This is a genomic window from Cupriavidus sp. 05N39 (assembly GCF_056397325.1).
Genome location: NZ_JBFTNE010000159.1, coordinates 1 through 18552, shown reverse-complemented (window position 1 = coordinate 18552; position 18552 = coordinate 1). Strand labels below are relative to the sequence as shown.

Here is an 18552-nt window from a genome sequence, read left to right as displayed (position 1 = left end):
TGTCCATGGCGTCCATGAAGGCCGACCCCATGATGCCGAACATGTCGGTCACGCCGTTGGCGGCAAGGGTCTCGACGAAGGCTTCCGAGGGGGTCATGGCCTGCGGGCCGGCGGTGGCGGCGCCGTCGGCGGGTTGGGTCTTGAGGGATTCGGGCAAGTGTTCGCTCATGGTGTCGTGTCTCCAGTCTATCGATCTCAAAACGGAACCAAATGTTCCGAAAAGTGTTCGTGAGTCGAAATGTAGGATGTGAGCGCGAGATGGTCAATAGAAGAATTCGATAAACGGAATGCCATGTACCTAAAAACGGTAGTAAATACCCTTTAAAGTGCAGCAAGAGCAATCTGGCGGGCCGTGTGGACCCACAGTTGGTCCCCGCTGGCTCTAACCCGGCGAGGGCCGGCTTTCTACCATAGGGCTACACCGCGCTCAGGGCTTGCTTCAACAGCATCCGGTGCGCGCCGGGCTGACTCTCCGCAGAGAAGAGCGCCGCTAAAACGAGAGGACGCAAAGACGTCCCAACCAGACGGAGACATTGGCATGCTTCATGCTCATCACCTCTTCCTCCTCGAGCAGGCACCGCCCTGGTGCCAGGCTTCCCGTGCCGGCGATCTCCGCCACAGCACACCACACAGTCAATCTTGAGGAGGTTCATCATGCGTTGGATCAAGCAGCTTGCAGCAAGCGTGGTCATGGCGGCGGTCGTCGCCCCGGGCGCCTACGCGCAGACCAGGGAAGTCGTCATCGCCTACCAGGACATGGTGGTGCCGTGGCGCTACGCGCAGGACATGAAGGAAGTCGAGAAGCAGACCGGCTACAAGGTCTCGTTCCGCCAGTTCGGCGGCGGCGGCGACGTGATCCGCGCGATGGCTTCGGGCCAGATCGCGATCGGCGAAGCCGGCACCTCGCCGATTGCCTCGGCGCTGTCGCAGGGGCTGGACGTGGAGCTCTTCTGGATCCTCGACGACATCAACGCGGCCGAAGCCATGGTGGCGCGCAACGGCAGCAATATCAACAGCGTGGCCGACCTCAAGGGCAAGCGGGTGGGCGTGCCCTTTGTCTCCACCACGCACTACCACACGCTGGTAGCGCTGGAGCAGGCCAAGATCAATCCCAAGGACGTCAAGATCATGAACATGCGGCCGCCCGAAGTGGCCGCGGCCTGGGAGCGCGGCGACATCGACGCCACCTTCATCTGGGATCCGGTGCTGGCCAAGCTCAAGCAATCGGGCAAGGTGCTGGTGACCTCCGGCAAGATCGCCGCCGAAACCGGCAAGGCGACCTTCGACGGCATGATCGCCAACAAGAAGTTCGCGCGCGAGAACCCCGAGTTCATGGTCAAGTTCGTCAAGATCCTGGCCGCGGCGGATGACAAGTATCGCCAGGACAAGGCCGCATGGACCGCGGAATCGCCGATGGTGAAGGCGGTTGCCAAAGTCTCCGGCGCCAAGGCCGAAGCCGTGCCGGCCAGCATGGCGCTGTACGGATTCCCCACGCTGGAGGAGCAAGCCTCGCCCCGCTGGCTGGGCGGCGGCGCGGCCAAGGCGCTGCAATCGGCGGCGCAGTTCCTGAAGGAGCAGGGCACCATCCAGACCGTGCTGCCGGACTACGGAACGGGCGTCAATGCGGAGTGGGTAAAGCGGGCCCTTGCCACCAGGACGCCGGCCTGACTGTCTTGTGCGCCGCGGAGCGGGCGATGTCCGCTCCGTGGCCTTGAATGACCTTTTCCGGAAGTTTGCAGCTATGGCCAAACTCGAAATCGACAACCTCAGCGTTAACTACGGCGGCCGTGGCGGCGCCGAAACGCTGGCCCTGTCGCAAGTCAATCTCACTATGGAGCGCGGCGATTTCGTCGTCGCGCTGGGCGCCTCCGGGTGCGGCAAGACGACCTTGCTGTCATGCATTGCCGGCTTCATGCAACCCTCGGAAGGCGAGATCCGCCTCGACGGCAAGACTGTGCACGGTCCTGGTGCCGAGCGCGGCGTGGTGTTCCAGAAGCATGCATTGATGCCCTGGCTCAATGTGCTGGACAACGTGGCGCTGGGCCTGCGGCTGCGCGGCGTGCCGCGCGCCGAGCGCCTGCGCATCGCGCAGGAAAAGCTGGCGCTGGTCGGGCTGGAGAAGGTGGCGGCCAAGCCCGTCTACCAGCTCTCCGGCGGCATGCAGCAGCGCGTTGGCATTGCCCGCACGCTGGCCAACGACCCTGCGGTGATGCTGATGGACGAACCGCTCGGCGCGCTGGATGCGCTCACGCGTGAAACCATCCAGGCGCTGATCCTCAAGCTGTGGGCCGCGGAACAGAAAATCGTGTTCTTCATCACCCACAGCGTGGAGGAAGCATTGTTCCTGGCCACCCGCCTGATCGTGATGACGCCTTCCCCGGGACGCATCGCGCATACCTACGAGCTGCCCTTCGCGCGGCGCTTCATTGCCTGCGGCGATGCCCGCGAAGTCAAGTCCGATCCCGAGTTCATCCGGTACCGCGAAGAAATCGTCGACCTGATCCATGCCACGCCCTGAGGAGTCCGACATGACTGCTACCGCCCAACGACTCGACCCCCCTCCCGGCGCGGGCGCCATGCCCGCCAGGCCGGCCGCGCGCCGCATGAAGGCCGTCTCCGGCTACCGCCTGCCAGGCGAGGGCTCAAGCTCGCGCATCTCCACCATCACCGTGGTCTCGCTGCTGGCGCTGTGGTGGATCGCCAGCCACCTGCGCTGGCTGCCGCCACTGTTCCTGCCCACGCCGGAATCCATCATCAATGCCTTTATCGATGCCTGGAACGGCAATGTGCAAGGCGGCCTGCCGCTGACGGAGCACTTCCGCGCCAGCATGGTGCGCGTGTTCGGCGCCTTCGCGCTGGCCACGGTCACGGCCGTGCCGATCGGCGTGATGATGGGCGTGTCGCGCATCGCGCGCGGCGTGTTCGATCCGCCCATCGAGTTCTACCGGCCGCTGCCGCCGCTGGCCTACCTGCCGCTGATCGTGATCTGGTTCGGCATCGATGAAACGTCGAAGATCCTGCTGATCTTCCTGGCCTGCTTCGCGCCGCTGGCGATGTCGGCGCAGGCGGGGGTGCGCTCGGTCACCATCGAGCAGATCAATGCGGCGTACTCGATGGGGGCCAACCGGTGGCAGGTGATCCGCCATGTGGTGATTCCCGCGGCGCTGCCCGACATCCTGACCGGGATGCRCATCGCCATCGGCTTCGGCTGGACCACGCTGGTTGCCGCCGAGATGGTGGCCGCCACGTCGGGCCTTGGCCAGATGGTGCTCAACGCGTCGAACTTCCTGCGCACGGATGTGGTGATCATGGGCATCGGGCTGATCGGCCTGATTGCCTATACCTTCGACCTGCTGATGCGCAAGACGGAGAAGTGGCTGGTGCCCTGGAAGGGAAGGATGTAAAGCCAGAGCCTGTGCCGTGCCGGGCGCCGCTATCCGCGCCGCCCGTTTCCCCGTCTAGAACGTAGCGGCCAGCTCCCTGGCCGTTTCCTGCAAGCGCGGCACGAACTCCAGCGAGCGCGACAGCGGCGAGCGTGCCGTGGGCGCATGCACCGCCAGGGCCGCCACCACCTGCCCGCGCTCATCGCGCACCGGCACCGCCACGCAGGAAATCCCCGCCACGAATTCCTCGTTGTCCACGCCAAGCTGCTTGTGGGCGCTGCGGTCCAGCTCGGCTTCGAGCAGTTCCACGTCGGTGACGGTATTGGGCGTAAAGCGCTCCAGCGGCAACTGCCGCACCAGCGCGGCGCGCTGCTCGCGCGGCAGCAGCGACAGCAGCAGCTTGCCGCTGGCAGAGCAGTGCAGCGGCACGCGCGATCCGGGTTTCAGGTCCAGCCGCAGCGGCCACGGGGCTTCCATGCGGTCCAGGTACAGCACCGAGGTTTCGTGCAGCATAGTCAGGTTGACCGTTTCGCCGATATCGGCCACCAGCCGTGCCAGGATGGCATGGCGCAACTGGCGTGTGCCCGAATGCGTGACGATGGCCACGCCCAGCCGCGAGAGGCGCGGCCCCACCGCGTAGGCGTTGCGCGCACCGGGCTCGCGGATCACCAGCCCGCCCGCTTCCAGCGCGCCAAGCATGCGGTGCAGGGAAGCCTTGGGCGCTTCGAAACCCTGCATGATTTCCGCCAGCGACAAGGGCCGGTCCGCCGCCACCAGGAATTCCAGCAGCGCGAAGGCGCGCAGCGTGGGGGTGTCGCGGTCCGCAGCGGCATCGGCTGCGGCGTTCGGGACCGGCGGCGTGGCGGCCGGTTCTTCCAGCCGCAAGGGCGCCGCCGCGCGCGCGCCTTTGGCGGATTTTTCCTTGGGTGCCTCGGGAGGCGCTTTTCTTTGTGCTGCTGCTGTTGCCGATTTCAATTCGGACTCCGTTCCGGAAAACGAGACAGATTGATTGTATTCCACTTCAGACCTTCGCTTGTGGGCAGCATCAGCCAGCGCGTCTGCCGCCCCTTGTCGGGAGCGGGCAAGGGCCTAGCGTTCGTCGCAAAGTACTTTTGCCATGCCGCGCGCCGCCTCGCGCAACGTCGGCACCGCTCGCACCAGCGCCTCCAGCGATACCCGGGCCGTGGGCGCGTGACAGGCGATAGCCGCTATCACGGGGCCATCCGGGGCGGCGGCGTCAGCCGTGCCGCCGCCGGCGCGCACGGGTACCGCCACCGCCGTCATGCCGCGGACGAACTCTTCGTTATCCACGCCGATACCCTGGGCGCCGAGGCGGTCCAGTTCAGTGTCGAGCGCGCCGATGTCGGTCAGGGTGCGCGGCGTATAGCCGCGGATTTCCAGGCGCCGCAACGTCTGCTGCCGCTCCGCGCGCGACATGGCCGCCAGGAACAGCTTGCCGCTCGCCGTGCAGTGAAGGGGCACGCGGATGCCCGGCGAGAGTTGCAGGCGCAGGGGCTCATCCGTCTCCACCCGTTCCACATAGAGCACATGGTCGCCGTCCATCGTGGTCAGGTTGCAGGTCTCGCCAAGGCTGGCAACCAGCCGGCCAAGAATGGCGCGGCATTCGCGCAGCATTGGTGGCCCTTTTAGTGTCTGCATCGCAATCGCGGCTGCCCTGGGGCCGGGCATGAAGCCGCGCTCCGCGGGCATCTGCACGACAAAGCCGGCGCTTTCCATGGCGCGCAGCAGGCGCATCAGCGTGGTCTTGGGCATGCGCTGGCGCTGCGCCAGTTGCGCCAGGGTCTGCGGATGCTGGGCGCGCGCGAGGCATTCCAGCACCGTCAGCGCCCGCAGGGTGCGGTCCTCGTCGTCGGCGGCTGGCTTCGTGCTCTCTGCTGCGCTGCGATTCTGAAACGGAAATTGCACATTCTGTTTCATATTCTGTGTCTCCTCACAATTTGCCTTCTTATTCTGGGTTCTCGTTCATAAGATCGGAACAATTCGTTTCAGTATAAGTGGCGCCGCCAACGGCAGCAAAGGGCATGACTGGCCCTGGCGGCAGATAACAAGGAGACAGCGACGATGTCGCAAACCGTTGATTACATCGTGGTAGGAGCCGGTTCGGCCGGTTGCGTACTGGCCAATCGCCTGAGCGAAAACGGCCGGCATGCGGTCTGCCTGCTGGAGGCCGGTCCTCCCGACCGCTATCCGTGGATTCACATCCCCATCGGCTACGGCAAGACCATGTTCCACAAGACGGTCAACTGGGGCTTCTATACCGACCCTGATCCCAATATGCTCGACCGCCGCATCTACTGGCCACGCGGGCGCACCCTGGGCGGATGCAGCGCCATCAATGGCCTGATCTACGTGCGCGGCCAGCGGCAGGACTACGATCACTGGGCCGCGCTGGGCAATCCCGGGTGGGGCTGGGATGAATGYCTGCCGTACTTCCGCAAGCTGGAGAACAACGACCTCGGCGAAGGGCCCACCCACGGCACGGCCGGGCCGCTCAATGCCACTTCCATCGACAGCCGCCATCCGCTGGTGGATGCCTTCATCGAGGCAGGCCAGCGGCTGGGCGTGCCTTACCGCGAGGACTTCAACACCGGCGAGCAGGAAGGCGCCGGCTACTATCAGCTGACCACGCGCAAGGGCTGGCGCTGTTCCACGGCGGTCGCCTACCTGCGCCCGGCGCGGGGGCGGCCGAACCTGCGCATCGAGACCGACGCGCATGCCACCGCGATCCTGTTCGAGGGGCGGCGCGCCATCGGCGTGCGCTACATGCAAGGCGGCAGGTCATGCACCGTGCTGGCGCGGCGCGAGGTGCTGCTCTGCGCCGGCGCGCTGCAATCGCCGCAGTTGCTGCAACTGTCGGGCATCGGCCCCGCGCCGCTGCTGCAATCGCTGGGGGTGCAGGTGGTGCACGCCTTGCCTGGTGTCGGGGAAAACCTGCAGGACCACCTCCAGGTCCGGCTTATCTACGAAGTCTCCAAGCCGATCACCACCAACGACCAGTTGCGCACCTTGTCCGGCAAGGCGCGCATGGGGCTGGAATGGCTGCTGTTCCGCAAGGGGCCGCTGGCGATCGGCATCAACCAGGGCGCCATGTTCTGCCGTGCCCTGCCGGACGAAAGCGCTACGCCGGACACGCAGTTCCATTTCTCCACGTTGTCCGCGGATATGGCGGGCGGCAATGTCCACCCGTTCTCCGGCTGCACGTATTCGGTTTGCCAGCTGCGGCCGGAATCGCGGGGATCGGTGCGCATCAAGTCGACCGATCCCTTCGAGCCGCCGTCCATGCAGCCGAACTATCTCTCGACCGAACTGGACCAGCGCAGCGCGGTGGCGGCGGTGAAGTTCGCGCGCAGCGTGGCCCAGGCCGAACCCATGCGCGGGCTGATGAAGCGCGAGTTCCGGCCCGGCGATGCGGTGCGCTCGGACGACGAGATCCTGCATTTTTGCCGCCAGTACGGCGCCACCATCTTCCATCCGTCCGGCACGGCCCGCATGGGGCCCGCCCGCGACGCGCTGGCGGTGGTCGATGCCCGCCTGCGCGTGCATGGCGTGGCGGGCCTGCGCGTGGTGGATTGCTCGATCATGCCGGCGCTGGTGTCGGGTAACACCAATGTCCCGGTGGTGATGGTGGCCGAACGCGCCGCCGATTTCATCCTGGAAGACGCGCGGCGGGAGGTACCGGTCGGCGCGGCGGCATGATGCCCCGGTAAAGGAGGAAGGTCCCGCTGTTTTTCTGCAAGCCCCGGCGCTCAACAATCACATCATTCCAGCGGGCGCCGCTTACCTGTGTGAGGAGACAAAGATGGCAAGCCCCAATGAAAAGGCGATTCGCAAGGTCGTGATGGCGTCGGTGATCGGCGCCACCATCGAGTGGTATGACTTTTTCCTCTACGGCGTGGTCGCCGGCATTGTGTTCAACAAGCTGTACTTCCCGGCCGGCGATCCGCTGGTGGCAACCATGCTGGCGTACACAACCTTTGCGGGGTCGGGGGGGTTTTTGGGGGGGGGCGGTGCTGATGGCCTATGAATACGCGCCGGCGCACCGCAAGGGCTTCTACGCCTCCCTGCCGCAGATCGGCCTGGCGATCGGCTTGTGCCTGGCATCGGGCGTGGTCGCCTTGCTCTCGCTGCTGCTGACGGACGCCCAGTTCCTCGCCTGGGGCTGGCGTGTTGCCTTTATCGTGTCGGCGGCGATGGTCTTCGTCGGCATGTATATCCGCCTGAACGTCAAGGAAACGCCGGAGTTCGCCGCGGTCAAGCGACAGAACGCCGAGACGCAGATTCCTTTCGTCGACATGATGCGGCGTTATCCGGGCAATATCCTCAAGGGCATGGGCGCACGGTATATCGACGGCGTGTTCTTCAATATCTTCGGCGTATTCTCGATCACCTACCTGACCCAGACCATCCACATCTCGCGTACCCAGGCCCTGGTCGGCGTGATGGCGTCCGCGGTGGTGATGTGTTTCTTCATCCCGTTCTTCGGCGGCCTGTCGGATCGCATCGGGCGCACGCGTGTCTACTTCTGGGGCTCGCTGATCACCGCTTTCTCCTCGTTCCCGGCCTTCTGGCTGATGCTCAACGGCGGGCAGAACGTGATGCTGCTCTGGCTGGCCATCGTGGTGCCCTTCGGTATCTTCTACGCGGCCGTGTACGGGCCGGAGGCCGCACTGTTCTGCGAGCTGTTCGACGCCAGGGTGCGCTATACCGGCATCTCCTTCGTGTACCAGTTCTCGGGCATCTTTGCCTCCGGCATCACGCCCATCGTTGCCACCGCCTTGCTCAAGAGCGGCGGCGGAGCGCCGTGGCAGATCTGCGCCTATGCGGTCTTCGCCGGTGTGGTGTCGGCCCTGTGCGCCGCGTTGATCGGGAGGCAGATGCGCCGGGTGTCCGCGATCAGCGCGCCAACTGCAGCGTGACGATGCCCGCCACCACCAGCGCCGTCGCTACCAGGCGGCGCTTGTCGAACGGCTCGCGTAGCAGGAAATGCCCGAGCAGCGCTGCAAAGATCACGCTGGATTCGCGCAGCGCCGCCAGCTTGGTCACTGGCGCCATCGTCATGGCCCAGAGCATCAGCGCGTAGGAACCCACGCGGTTGATGCCGCCGATCCAGGCGCGTTTCCACTCCTGGCGGAACAGGGTCAGCAGCGTTCGCCCGCGCTGGCTGAAGGCAAAGCCGGGCATGAAGATATGCGACAGCAACTGCAGCCAGGCGATATAGGAGAAGACGTCTCCATATCGCTTGACCGCGGTACCGTCGATCACGGTGCCGCCGGCCAGGCAGGCGCCCGCCAGCAGGGCGAAGGCCATCAGGTCGGGGGACTGGCTGCGCCAGCGTACCAGGCTGACCAGGCCGATGCAGATCAGGGCGATGCCGGCATAGCCGCCGGGGCCGAGCCGCTCGGCGCCGGTCAGCAGGAGGATCATGGCGACCATCAACGGGGCGGAGCCGCGCATCAGGGGGTAGGCCTGGCTGAAGTCGCCGCGGTTATAGGCGGCTACCAGCGATAGTTTGTAGCCGACTTCTAGTGTGACGGTGGCGAGGAGGAAGGGCCAAACCTGGGGGGCGGGTAGCGGTACCAGGAATACCATTGGCAATGCCACGAGGAAGCAGAAGCTGTCGATCAGCGCCATCGACGATAGGCGGTCGCCGCCGATCTTGACGATGGCGTTCCAGGAGGCGTGCATGATCGCGGAGAGCATGACGGCTAGGAAGGGGGTGGCGGGGGAGTCGGGGGGGAGGGGCATTTGGGGGGGGGCTTGGGGGCTTGATGCAACCGCTTAACGTCAAAAGCCTAAAGTCAAAGGCAGTTTCACCACCCCTGTGGGGCGGCGACCTACTTTCTTGTCTTGCCAAGAAAGTAGGCAAAGAAGGCGCCCCATACGGCCTGGTACACCTTGACGGCTCGCTTCGCATCGCGCTGGGGTGTGGCCCGCCCTTGAAGGCGCAGCACACGGCTACACCGAATCGTTGTTCTGGTGGCACCGCTGTTGTTTGATGTCCCTGGACATCAAGCGTTGGGGCTTTCGTCCGGTACCCGCTTCTGCCGGCGAGCCGCCGTTTGCCATCCACTGGTTCACTCCCCTCTCCCGCTTGCGGGAGAGGGGGCGGGCGTTTGCCCGGACGACGGCTCTGCAAATGCCTCAAGCCGCCCGCGCCAGCGGTGCCTTCATCTCGATGCCCATTTCGCGGAGCGTTTCGTCGATTGCGCTCACCACGTTGCGCATCTCGTTGGCGTCGATGGCGCCGATGCAGCCCACGCGGAATGTCTCGACCTGTGTCAGCTTGCCGGGGTAGAGGATGTAGCCGCGTTCGCGTACCTTGGCGTAGAAGGTCTTGAAGTCATAGCGCGCATCGGACGGTGCATGGAACGTTACGATGATTGGCGCTTGCACCGTGGGCGAGAGGAAGGGGCGGAAGCCCAGTTCCGCCATGCCGCTCACCAGCGTTTCATAGTTGGCTTGATAACGCGCACCGCGTACAGGCTGCCCGCCTTCTTCCAGGAACTGGTCGAGCGCGGCACGGAAGGCCGCTACCACGTGCGTGGGCGGCGTGAAGCGCCACTGGGTGGTCTTCTGCATATAGGTGTACTGGTCGTACAGGTCCAGCACCAGCGAATGGCTGTTGCCCTGGCTGGCTTCCAGCACGGTCTTCTTCACCAGCACGAAGCCCATGCCCGGTACGCCTTCGATGCACTTGCCCGTGGCCGCCACCAGCGCGTCGAACGGCATGGTGCGCGCGTCGATGTCCAGCGCGCCGAAGGAGCTCATGGCATCCACGATCAGGCCCTTGCCCAGGCGCGCGCATAGCGCGGCGATCTCGGGCAGGGGGTTGAGCACGCCGGCGCCGGTTTCGCAATGGACCTGCGCCACATGGGTGATCGACGGATCGCGGGCGAGCGCGGCTTCGATCAGCGCGGCGGTCGCCGGCTGGTCTTCGGGGATCGGCAGTTCCACGCTGGCGCGGCCCAGTACCTTGCAGATCTTGAGGATGCGCTGGCAATAGGCGCCGTTCTGCGGCACCAGCACCTTGCCGTCGCGCGGCACGACATTGGCGATGGCGGCTTCCACCGAGAAGGTGCCGCTGCCCTGCATGGGCACGCAGACGTGGCTGCCCTGTCCGTGCACGATGGCGATGAGGTCGTCGCACAGGCTGCGGGTGATGGCGTTGAAGCTGGTGTCCCAGGATCCCCAGTCGCGCAGCATGGCTTGCTTGGTGGCGAGCGAGGTGGTGAGGGGGCCGGGGGTTAGCAGGATGGGGTCGTTGCCGCGGATCATGGTTGTGCTCCAGGGATGGATTCAGGGATTGGGATCGTTGGAGTGATGGCTTCCGTGCCTCGTGGGCATGGAATGCCGTTGGGTTGCGTCAGTCGTTGCGGCCGGATTGCCGCCAGGCCTGCGTCTTCGCATCGAGCACGCGCTGCAGCAGGTAGTACAGCAGGCAGGCGAAGGCGGAGGTCAGCACCACCAGCGTGGCCATGGCGGCAGCGGGACCGATGTCGCCGCTTTCGTCGAGATTGACGATCTCCACTGAGGCTAGCTTGGTATCCGCGCCATACAGGAAGACAACCGCCGATACGGTGGTCATGGCGTTGATGAACAGGTAGCGCGAGATGTCCAGGATGGCGGGCAGGCAGGCCGGCACCGTGACCTTGAGGAAGGTGGTGTAGAAGGGCACCTTGAGCGAGGCGGAAACGGCTTCGAACTCGCTGTCGAGCTGCTTGAGCGCCGTTACCGCGGTCAGGTGGCAGGAGGCGTAGTAGTGCACGATGGTCACCAGCACCAGGATGCCCAGCGTCTGGTACATGACGTTGAGCGGGTTGGCCGCCGGCACGAAGAAGAAGATGTAGCCCAGTCCGAGCACCAGCCCCGGCACGCCCATCGGCAGCACCGCCATCAGCCGCACGAAGCCGCGCAGCCAGTCCAGCCCGCGTGTCTTCTCCAGCAGGTAGGCTGTGCTGAAGATGAAGACGGGTCCCGGCAGCGCGCAGGCGATCGCCAGGCGCAGGCTGTTGAAGTACGAGTCCACCACGCCGCCTTCCACCAGGCCAACCCGGTAGTGATCGAGCGAGAGCGAGAAGTCATAGGGCCACAGCTTGACGAACGATGCATAGATCGCCATGCCCATCACCGCCACCATCAGCGCTGCCATGACCCAGCAGAATGCGGCCATGGAGAGATCGAAGCGCCGGCTGCGGCGCGGCACGTACGRCACGGAGCGGGCGGTCATCAGCGCCATCTGGCGGCGCTGCGCGCGCGCGTCGATGTAATAGGTGACGGCCACTGGCACCAGCAGCATCAGCGATACCACCGCCCCCTGCGAGAAATCCTGCATGCCGATCACCAGCTTGTAGATATCGGTGGCCAGCATATGGAAGTTGCCGCCGATCACCTTGGGAATGCCGAAGTCGGAGATCGCATAGGTGAACACCACCATGGCCGCGCTGACCAGCCCGTAGCGCGCGCCGGGCACCGTGATGGTGAGGAATTTCCGCAACGTGGAGGTGCCGAGCGCGTCGGCCGCTTCGTACAGGCGCGCGTCCGTCAGCGACAGCGCGGTGATCAGGATCATCAGCGCATGCGGGAAGGTGGCGAACACCATCGACGCGACGATGCCCAGCGGGCCGTAGATCTGCGTCTCGCCCATGTACGGCTTGAGCAGGCCCTGGTTGCCGAACCAGAAGATAAAGGAGATCGCCGCCAGCAACGAGGGCGCCAGCAGGGGGATCATCGCCAGGTTGCGCAGCATGCCCTTGCAGGCGATGCGGCTGCGCGTGAGCGCGTAGGCGAAGGCGAAGGCCAGCGGCACGGTCAGCGCGGTGGCCAGCGCCGATACCCACACGCTGTTCCACACCGAGCGCAGCAGCGCGGGAGACTCCAGGTAGGCGCGGAAGTGCGCGAGGCCGGCGAGGCTGCCGGCGCGGTTCTGCACGCTCTTGGCCAGGATCATCACGATGGGCGCCAGCACGAAGCACAGCAGGGCCAGCGCGGCCACACCCAGCAGGGCGAGCGCCAGGCGGTCGGTCCAGTGCGCGCGCACGCGGGTGGCGGCGGGGGTGGCTTCAGCCACCGGGGCGGTGGATAGGCTGAGGCTCATGCTTGGCGGAAGATGCGGATGCGGTCGGCGGGAATGGCCAGGCGCAGCAAATCGCCGGCGCTGGGGCGCAAGTCGTGCAGGTCGTTCAGCGAAAGATCCGCGTAGAGCGTGGCGCAGTGGCCGCCCGTGTCCGGCAACCTGAGCGTGAGGCGGGAAAACGCGCCCAGGAACTCGATCTTGTCGACGGTAGCGTCCAGCACGTTGCCGCCGTGCTGCTCGATGCCGCGCACGCAGACATCCTCTGGCCGGAAGAACACCTGCACGGATTCATCCGTGCAACAGCCGGGCGGCGTCGCGCAGCGCATGCGCGTGCCGCCAAAGTGCAGTTCGCCGTCGCCGCCCACGCGCGCCGCCAGCATATTGGTGCGGCCGACAAAATCGGCTGCGAACGGCGTGGAAGGGCGCTGGTAGATCTGCGCGGGCGTGCCGATCTGCTCGATGGCGCCCTGGTTCATCACCACGATGCGGTCGGCCATCGACAGTGCTTCTTCCTGGTCGTGCGTGACCAGGATGGTGGTGATGTTCAGCCGCTGCTGCAGCGCGCGGATCTCTCCGCGCAGCCGCCCGCGCACGCGTGCGTCCAGCGCGGAGAGCGGCTCGTCCAGCAGCAGCAGGCCGGGCGAGGTAGCCAGCGCGCGGGCGATGGCCACGCGCTGCTGCTGCCCGCCGGAAAGCTGGGCCGGGTACTGCCCGCCGCGCTCGGGCAGGCCGACCATGGTCAGCAGTTCCGCCACGCGCTCCTGCCGCTGCGCGCGCGGCATGCGGCGGTTGACCAGGCCATAGGCCACGTTGTCCGCCACGGTGAGATTGGGGAACAGCGCGTAGGACTGGAACACGATGCCGTAGTCGCGTTCCATTGGCGGCAGGGTGGAGATGTCGCGGCCGGCCTGGATGATGGTGCCGGCGCTTTGCGATTCCAGTCCGGCGATGATGCGCAGCAAGGTGGTCTTGCCGCAGCCGGAGGGCCCGAGGAAACACAGCAGTTCGCCCTGGCGTACCTCCAGGTCGATATGTTGCAGGGCGGTAAAGCCGCCGAAGCGCTTCTGGATGCCTTGCAGGCTGAGGTAGCTATCGAGCCTGGCGGTCATGTTTTGCATGGTGTGTCGCCTCTTGTGGGGGTGAGGGCTGGCTTGGCTCGCTGCCGCGCACGGGCATGGCGTCGTGCCCGTGCGCGCTGGCGGCCATATTGTTTGCCTTATTGTTTGCCTTATTGCTTTTCCGACTTGCCGCTATAGCGCTTCTGCCATTCGTTGAGCACGCGCTCGCGGTTCTTGGCGATATAGCTGAAGTCGTTCTTGACCAGCATCTTTTCGTAGTTCACAGGGATGCTCTCCACCTTCTTGGCGATGCCGGGATAGGCCACGATGGCCCAGTCGCGGGCGAACAGTTCATTGGCTTCCTTGCTGGCCAGCCAGTCCAGGTAACGCTGCGCGGCCTCCAGCTTCTTGGTGCCCTTGACGATGCCGGCGGCCTCGATGTCGTAACCCAGCCCCTCGGTCGGGAAGATCATGTCGATGGGCGCGCCCGAGGCCTTGGTCTTGTGCGCGCGCAGCTCGAACGAGATGCCGATCGGGAACTCGCCGGCGCCGGCCTGCTTGCACGGCTTGGAGCCGGAGTGCGTGTACTGGGCGATGTTTTCGTGTAACGCGTCCATGTACTTCCAGCCTTCCTGCTCGCCGAACAGTTGCAGCCACGCGGTCACGTCGAGAAAACCGGTGCCGGACGACGCCGGGTTGGGCATCACGATCATGCCCTTGTAGACAGGCTTGGTCAGGTCGCGCCAGGTTTCCGGCTTGGGCAGGTTGCGCTTCTTGGCCTCCACGGTGTTGAAGCAGATGGTGGCGCCCCATACGTCCAGTCCGACCCAGTTAGGTGGCGTGGCCTTGTCGCTGTAGTCGCGGGTGAGACGGTCGAAGCCCTTTGGCGAGTAAGGCGTCAGCATGTTTTCCTGTTTAAGCAGTTCCAGGCTGGATGCGGCCAGCCCGGCGATCACGTCGGCCTGCGGATTGGCTTTTTCCGCGAGCGCCTTGGCGGTGATCACGCCGGTGGAATCCCGCACGTACTTCAGTTCGATGTCCGGGGCGACCTCGGCGAAGCCCTCGGCGTAGGGCTTCAGCGTCTCGATCTCCCACGCCGTATAGACGGTGAGGGTGGTCTTCTGCGCCATCGCGGTACTGGCGCAACACAGGGCGAGGGCGCCGGCGGCCAGGTGCGGAACGAACTTGAACGTCGCTTTCATGTGGGGCTCCTTGTGGCATTTTAGGTTGTATTGTGTGTCAATTTGGTGAATTTGTTGCAGCGCTTTGGGGCATGTTGCACCACCATCGCATCACCACATATCACCGTTAAACCCTTGTTTTACAACGCTTGCAAGACGTGTGCCCGGACTTTCACGGGATGCTGGGCGGCGTTTCGTGCTCTTCATCGGTACCTGGTTTGTTGACAATATACAAACTGCTTGCTTTAATGACAACCAGGAATTTCGATGGTCCCGAATCAGGAGTCTTCATGTCACGGCCAGCCGCTCAGTCGAGCGATATTGCGATCCTGCAGAGCCAGTCGCTGACCACCCTGGTGCAGCGCGAGCTTGAAATGCGCATCGTGTCCGGCGGTCTGCTACCMGGCGCCAGGCTCAATGAAATCGAACTCGCGGGCGAGTTCAATGTGTCGCGCGGCCCGCTGCGCGAAGCCTTCCGGGCGCTGGAGCAGGCCGGCCTGCTGCGCACCGAGAAAAACCGCGGCGTGTTCGTGCGCGCCATCTCCCTGGAAGAAGCCGACGAAATCTATGCGCTGCGCGCGGTGCTGGACGAATACGTGGGCCGCCTGCTCGCCGCCAACATCACGGCCGAAGGCGTGCGCGAGCTGCGCGCGCTGATCGAGGCCATGGGCGCGGCCAGCACCGCGCGCGATCTCGACGAATACACCCGCCTCAACCTCGCCCTGCACGACCGCATGGTGGAGCTCGCCGGCAACCGCAAGCTGGTGGATACCTATCGGCGCCTGGTCAAGGAACTCACCCTGTACCGGCGCGAGGCGCTGTCCGCCGACAGCAACGCCATTCCCACCTCGACCCGCGAGCACCGCGAGATCGTGTCCGCCATTGCCGGGCGCGACGTGGAGCTGGCCGGCAGGCTGATGCGCGAGCACGTGGAACGTGGCCGCGCCCGCATGCATGCCGCCGTCGATGGCGGCGCCGCTACCCATACGCCCTGAAGCTTTTCCTCTCCCGCACAGGAACCCCCGATATGTCGAACCCGAATCTTTCCAGCGTCGCCGCACCGAGCATCACTGTCAATCAGCGCACCTACCAATGGATGAAACAGCCCGTGGTGGTGGTCTGCGTGGACGGTTGTGAGTTCGATTACCTGGAAGCGGCCGCCGCCAGCGGCAGCGCGCCCTACCTGAAACGCCTGCTGGCCGAAGGCGCCAGCTTCCGCGGGGCGTGCGTGGTGCCCACCTTCACCAACCCCAACAATCTCTCCATCGTGTGCGGGGCGCCGCCGGCGGTGCACGGCATCTGTGGCAACTACTTCTTCGACCGCAGCGCCAACGGCGGGCGCGGCGAGGAAGTCATGATGAACGACCCCAAGTACCTGCGCGCCGGTACCATCCTGGCCGCCTTTGCCGACGCCGGCGCCAGCGTGGCGGTGGTGACCGCCAAGGACAAGCTGCGCCGCCTGCTCGGCTACGGCATGCGCGGCATCTGCTTTTCCTCGGAGAAGGCCGACCAGGCCACGGTGGAGGAGAACGGTATCGACAACGTGCTGGAACTGGTCGGCATGCCGGTGCCGGACGTGTACAGCGCGGCGTTGTCCGAGTTTGTCTTTGCGGCAGGCGTGCGGCTGATGGAAACGCGGCGGCCGGACCTGATGTACCTGTCCACCACCGACTACATCCAGCACAAGTTCGCCCCTGGCTCGGACGGCGCCAACGCCTTCTACGCCATGATGGACAAATACCTGGCGCAGCTCGACGCGCTCGGCTGCGTGGTGGCGCTGACCGCCGACCACGGCATGAACGCAAAGCACGACGACGCCACCAAGGCCCCCAACGTGATCTACCTGCAGGACCAGCTCGATGCGTGGCTGGGCCGCGGCGTGGAGGCGGGCGGCGCGCGCGTGATCCTGCCGATCACCGATCCCTACGTGGTGCACCACGGCGCGCTGGGCTCGTATGCCACTGTCTATCTGCCGGAGGATGCCGACCGCGCCGCGCTCAAGGAACGGCTGGCGGCGCTGCCGGGCATCGAAAGCGTGCTCGATAACGCCGAGGCCTGCGCGCGCTTCGAACTGCCGCCGGACCGGGTGGGCGATCTCGTGATCGTCAGCGGCAAGCATGTGGTACTGGGCACCAGCCAGAGCCGGCACGACCTGTCCGGCCTGGACGCGCCGCTGCGCTCGCATGGCGGCGTGTCGGAGCAGACCGTGCCGCTGGTGTTCAACCGCGCCACGGCGGGCATTCCCGGCAAGGCGCAGCTACGCAACTTCGACATCTTCGATGTCGCGCTCAATCACCTGCACTGAGCGCAGCCCCAATCCGCCCGAATCCTTGACGCGAGAACCGACATGAATGCCCCCCAGTTTTCCGCCGGCCAGGTCAGCCCGCATTTCCGCGCCGAAGCGCTGCGCATCGACGGCAAGAAGATGACGCGCGAGCGCGTGATCGAAGTCTGCAGCCCCTACGATGGCTCGCTGGTCGGCACCGTGCCGATGGCCAGCGTGGAAGACGTGCGGCATGCCTTTGCCGTGGCGCGCGCGTACCGCTCCACGCTGACCCGCTTCGAACGCGCCGCCATCCTCAACCGCGCCGCCGCGCTGCTGCGCGAGCGGGTGGAGGAAGCGTCGGACCTGATCACGCTCGAATCCGGGTTGTGCAAGAAGGACTCGCTCTACGAGATCGGCCGGGTGGCCGACGTGCTTGGCTTTGCCGCCAACGAAACCCTGCGCGACGACGGCCAGCTGTTCTCCTGCGACCTGACCCCGCACGGCAAGAAGCGCCGCGTGATGACCCAGCGCTCGCCGTTCCTCGGCGTGATCTGCGCCATCACGCCGTTCAACCATCCGATGAACCAGGTCGCGCACAAGGTGGCGCCGTCCATCGCCACCAACAACCGCATGGTGCTCAAGCCGTCGGAAAAGGTGCCGCTGTCGGCCTACTACCTGGCCGACATACTGTATGAAGCCGGCCTGCCGCCGCAGATGCTGCAGGTGGTGACGGGCGACCCGCGCGAAATCGCCGACGAGCTGATCACCCATCCCTCGGTGGACCTGGTCACCTTCACCGGAGGCGTCGGCATCGGAAAGTACATCGCCAACAAGGCTGGCTACAAGCGCGTGGTGCTGGAACTGGGCGGGAACGATCCGCTGATCGTGATGGACGACGCCGACCTGGAACGCGCCGCGGACCTGGCGGTGCAGGGCTCGTACAAGAATTCCGGGCAGCGGTGCACTGCGGTCAAGCGCATGCTGGTGCACCAGGCTGTGGCCGACCGCTTCACCGAGATGGTGGTGGAAAAGACCCGTGCCTGGAAATATGGGGACCCGATGGATCGTACCGTGGACATGGGCACCGTGATCGACGCCGAGGCTGCCGCGCTGTTCGAGTCCCGCGTGAAGGAGGCGGTGGCGCAGGGGGCGCGGCTGGTGCTGGGCAATCTTCGCGACGGCGCGCGCTATTCGCCTACGGTGATCGATCGTGTCGATCCGGCCATGACGGTGGTGCGCGAGGAAACCTTTGGGCCGGTCTCGCCCATTATTACCTTCCGGGATATCGATGACGCCATCCGTATTTCCAACGGCACCGCGTTTGGTTTGTCCTCGGGGGTATGCACCAACCGGATGGACGACTTTGCCCGCTTTGCGGATGAGTTGCAGGTGGGTACGGTCAACCTGTGGGAAGTGCCTGGTTATCGTATCGAACTTACGCCGTTTGGGGGGATCAAGGATTCGGGGCTTGGCTATAAGGAGGGTGTGCAGGAGGCGATTAAGAGTTTTACTAATTTGAAGTCGATTACGATGCCTTGGGGAATTTGAAGTCGATTACGATGCCTTGGGG

The 18552-nt window shown here is 65.2% G+C and carries 14 protein-coding genes and 1 pseudogene; 8 read left to right on the top strand and 7 right to left on the bottom strand.

The window, feature by feature from the left end:
• Nucleotides 1-654: 654 nt before the first annotated feature.
• From tauA to AC1DN0_RS38585, 3 genes are all read left to right on the top strand, one after another.
• On the top strand, nucleotides 655-1668 hold the full coding sequence (gene tauA, locus AC1DN0_RS38595; protein ID WP_441635874.1) for a taurine ABC transporter substrate-binding protein: 1014 nt from the start codon (nucleotides 655-657) through the stop codon (nucleotides 1666-1668).
• A 73-nt stretch (nucleotides 1669-1741) separates the two neighbouring features.
• Nucleotides 1742-2518: a taurine ABC transporter ATP-binding protein gene (locus AC1DN0_RS38590; protein ID WP_045243183.1), complete on the top strand. Its 777-nt coding sequence runs from the start codon at nucleotides 1742-1744 to the stop codon at nucleotides 2516-2518.
• A 10-nt stretch (nucleotides 2519-2528) separates the two neighbouring features.
• Entirely contained in the window at nucleotides 2529-3404 is an 876-nt protein-coding gene (locus AC1DN0_RS38585; RefSeq protein ID WP_477146491.1) for an ABC transporter permease subunit, read from the top strand.
• A 54-nt stretch (nucleotides 3405-3458) separates the two neighbouring features.
• Here AC1DN0_RS38585 and AC1DN0_RS38580 read toward each other — a convergent pair whose 3' ends face one another.
• Nucleotides 3459-4187 (bottom strand): IclR family transcriptional regulator, encoded by a 729-nt coding sequence (locus tag AC1DN0_RS38580; protein WP_428180526.1) that lies wholly within the window; start codon nucleotides 4185-4187, stop codon nucleotides 3459-3461.
• A gap of 285 nt (nucleotides 4188-4472) precedes the next feature.
• Nucleotides 4473-5321, bottom strand: coding sequence for an IclR family transcriptional regulator (locus AC1DN0_RS38575; protein WP_441635870.1), 849 nt, complete (start codon nucleotides 5319-5321; stop codon nucleotides 4473-4475).
• A 144-nt stretch (nucleotides 5322-5465) separates the two neighbouring features.
• Between AC1DN0_RS38575 and AC1DN0_RS38570 the strand changes: the two genes are divergently transcribed.
• Both AC1DN0_RS38570 and AC1DN0_RS38565 read left to right on the top strand, forming a co-directional pair.
• A complete protein-coding gene (locus AC1DN0_RS38570; protein ID WP_441635868.1) occupies nucleotides 5466-7100 on the top strand; it encodes a GMC family oxidoreductase in 1635 nt (544 codons plus the stop codon).
• A gap of 103 nt (nucleotides 7101-7203) precedes the next feature.
• Nucleotides 7204-8381 (top strand): annotated as a pseudogene (locus AC1DN0_RS38565) (MFS transporter).
• On the opposite strand, the gene AC1DN0_RS38560 reads toward AC1DN0_RS38565, so the two are convergent.
• The 5 genes from AC1DN0_RS38560 to AC1DN0_RS38540 form a co-directional block, all read right to left on the bottom strand.
• On the bottom strand, nucleotides 8298-9149 hold the full coding sequence (locus AC1DN0_RS38560) for an EamA family transporter (RefSeq protein ID WP_428180524.1): 852 nt from the start codon (nucleotides 9147-9149) through the stop codon (nucleotides 8298-8300). The pseudogene AC1DN0_RS38565 and the gene AC1DN0_RS38560 overlap by 84 nt on opposite strands.
• Nucleotides 9150-9545: 396 nt before the next feature.
• Entirely contained in the window at nucleotides 9546-10679 is a 1134-nt protein-coding gene (locus tag AC1DN0_RS38555; protein WP_441635864.1) for a 2-aminoethylphosphonate--pyruvate transaminase, read from the bottom strand.
• Between the two features lie 88 nt (nucleotides 10680-10767).
• Nucleotides 10768-12498 (bottom strand): putative 2-aminoethylphosphonate ABC transporter permease subunit, encoded by a 1731-nt coding sequence (locus AC1DN0_RS38550; protein WP_477146490.1) that lies wholly within the window; start codon nucleotides 12496-12498, stop codon nucleotides 10768-10770.
• Entirely contained in the window at nucleotides 12495-13595 is a 1101-nt protein-coding gene (locus AC1DN0_RS38545) for a putative 2-aminoethylphosphonate ABC transporter ATP-binding protein (protein WP_441635860.1), read from the bottom strand. Before AC1DN0_RS38545 ends, AC1DN0_RS38550 begins: the two co-directional genes overlap by 4 nt.
• Nucleotides 13596-13705: 110 nt before the next feature.
• Complete coding sequence (locus tag AC1DN0_RS38540; RefSeq protein ID WP_441635858.1) at nucleotides 13706-14737, bottom strand: putative 2-aminoethylphosphonate ABC transporter substrate-binding protein; 1032 nt, start codon at nucleotides 14735-14737, stop codon at nucleotides 13706-13708.
• 269 nt (nucleotides 14738-15006) lie between these two features.
• On the opposite strand from AC1DN0_RS38540, the gene AC1DN0_RS38535 reads away from it, so the two are divergent.
• The 3 genes from AC1DN0_RS38535 to phnY are packed head-to-tail and all read left to right on the top strand — an operon-like array spanning nucleotide 15007 to nucleotide 18530.
• On the top strand, nucleotides 15007-15711 hold the full coding sequence (locus AC1DN0_RS38535) for a phosphonate utilization associated transcriptional regulator (protein WP_441635856.1): 705 nt from the start codon (nucleotides 15007-15009) through the stop codon (nucleotides 15709-15711).
• Between the two features lie 32 nt (nucleotides 15712-15743).
• Complete coding sequence (phnA, locus tag AC1DN0_RS38530) at nucleotides 15744-17021, top strand: phosphonoacetate hydrolase (RefSeq protein ID WP_441635854.1); 1278 nt, start codon at nucleotides 15744-15746, stop codon at nucleotides 17019-17021.
• A gap of 42 nt (nucleotides 17022-17063) precedes the next feature.
• Nucleotides 17064-18530 carry a phosphonoacetaldehyde dehydrogenase gene (phnY, locus tag AC1DN0_RS38525; RefSeq protein WP_477146489.1) on the top strand — a complete coding sequence of 489 codons (1467 nt, stop codon included), beginning with the start codon at nucleotides 17064-17066 and terminating at the stop codon, nucleotides 18528-18530.
• The last annotated feature ends 22 nt before the right edge of the window (nucleotides 18531-18552 follow it).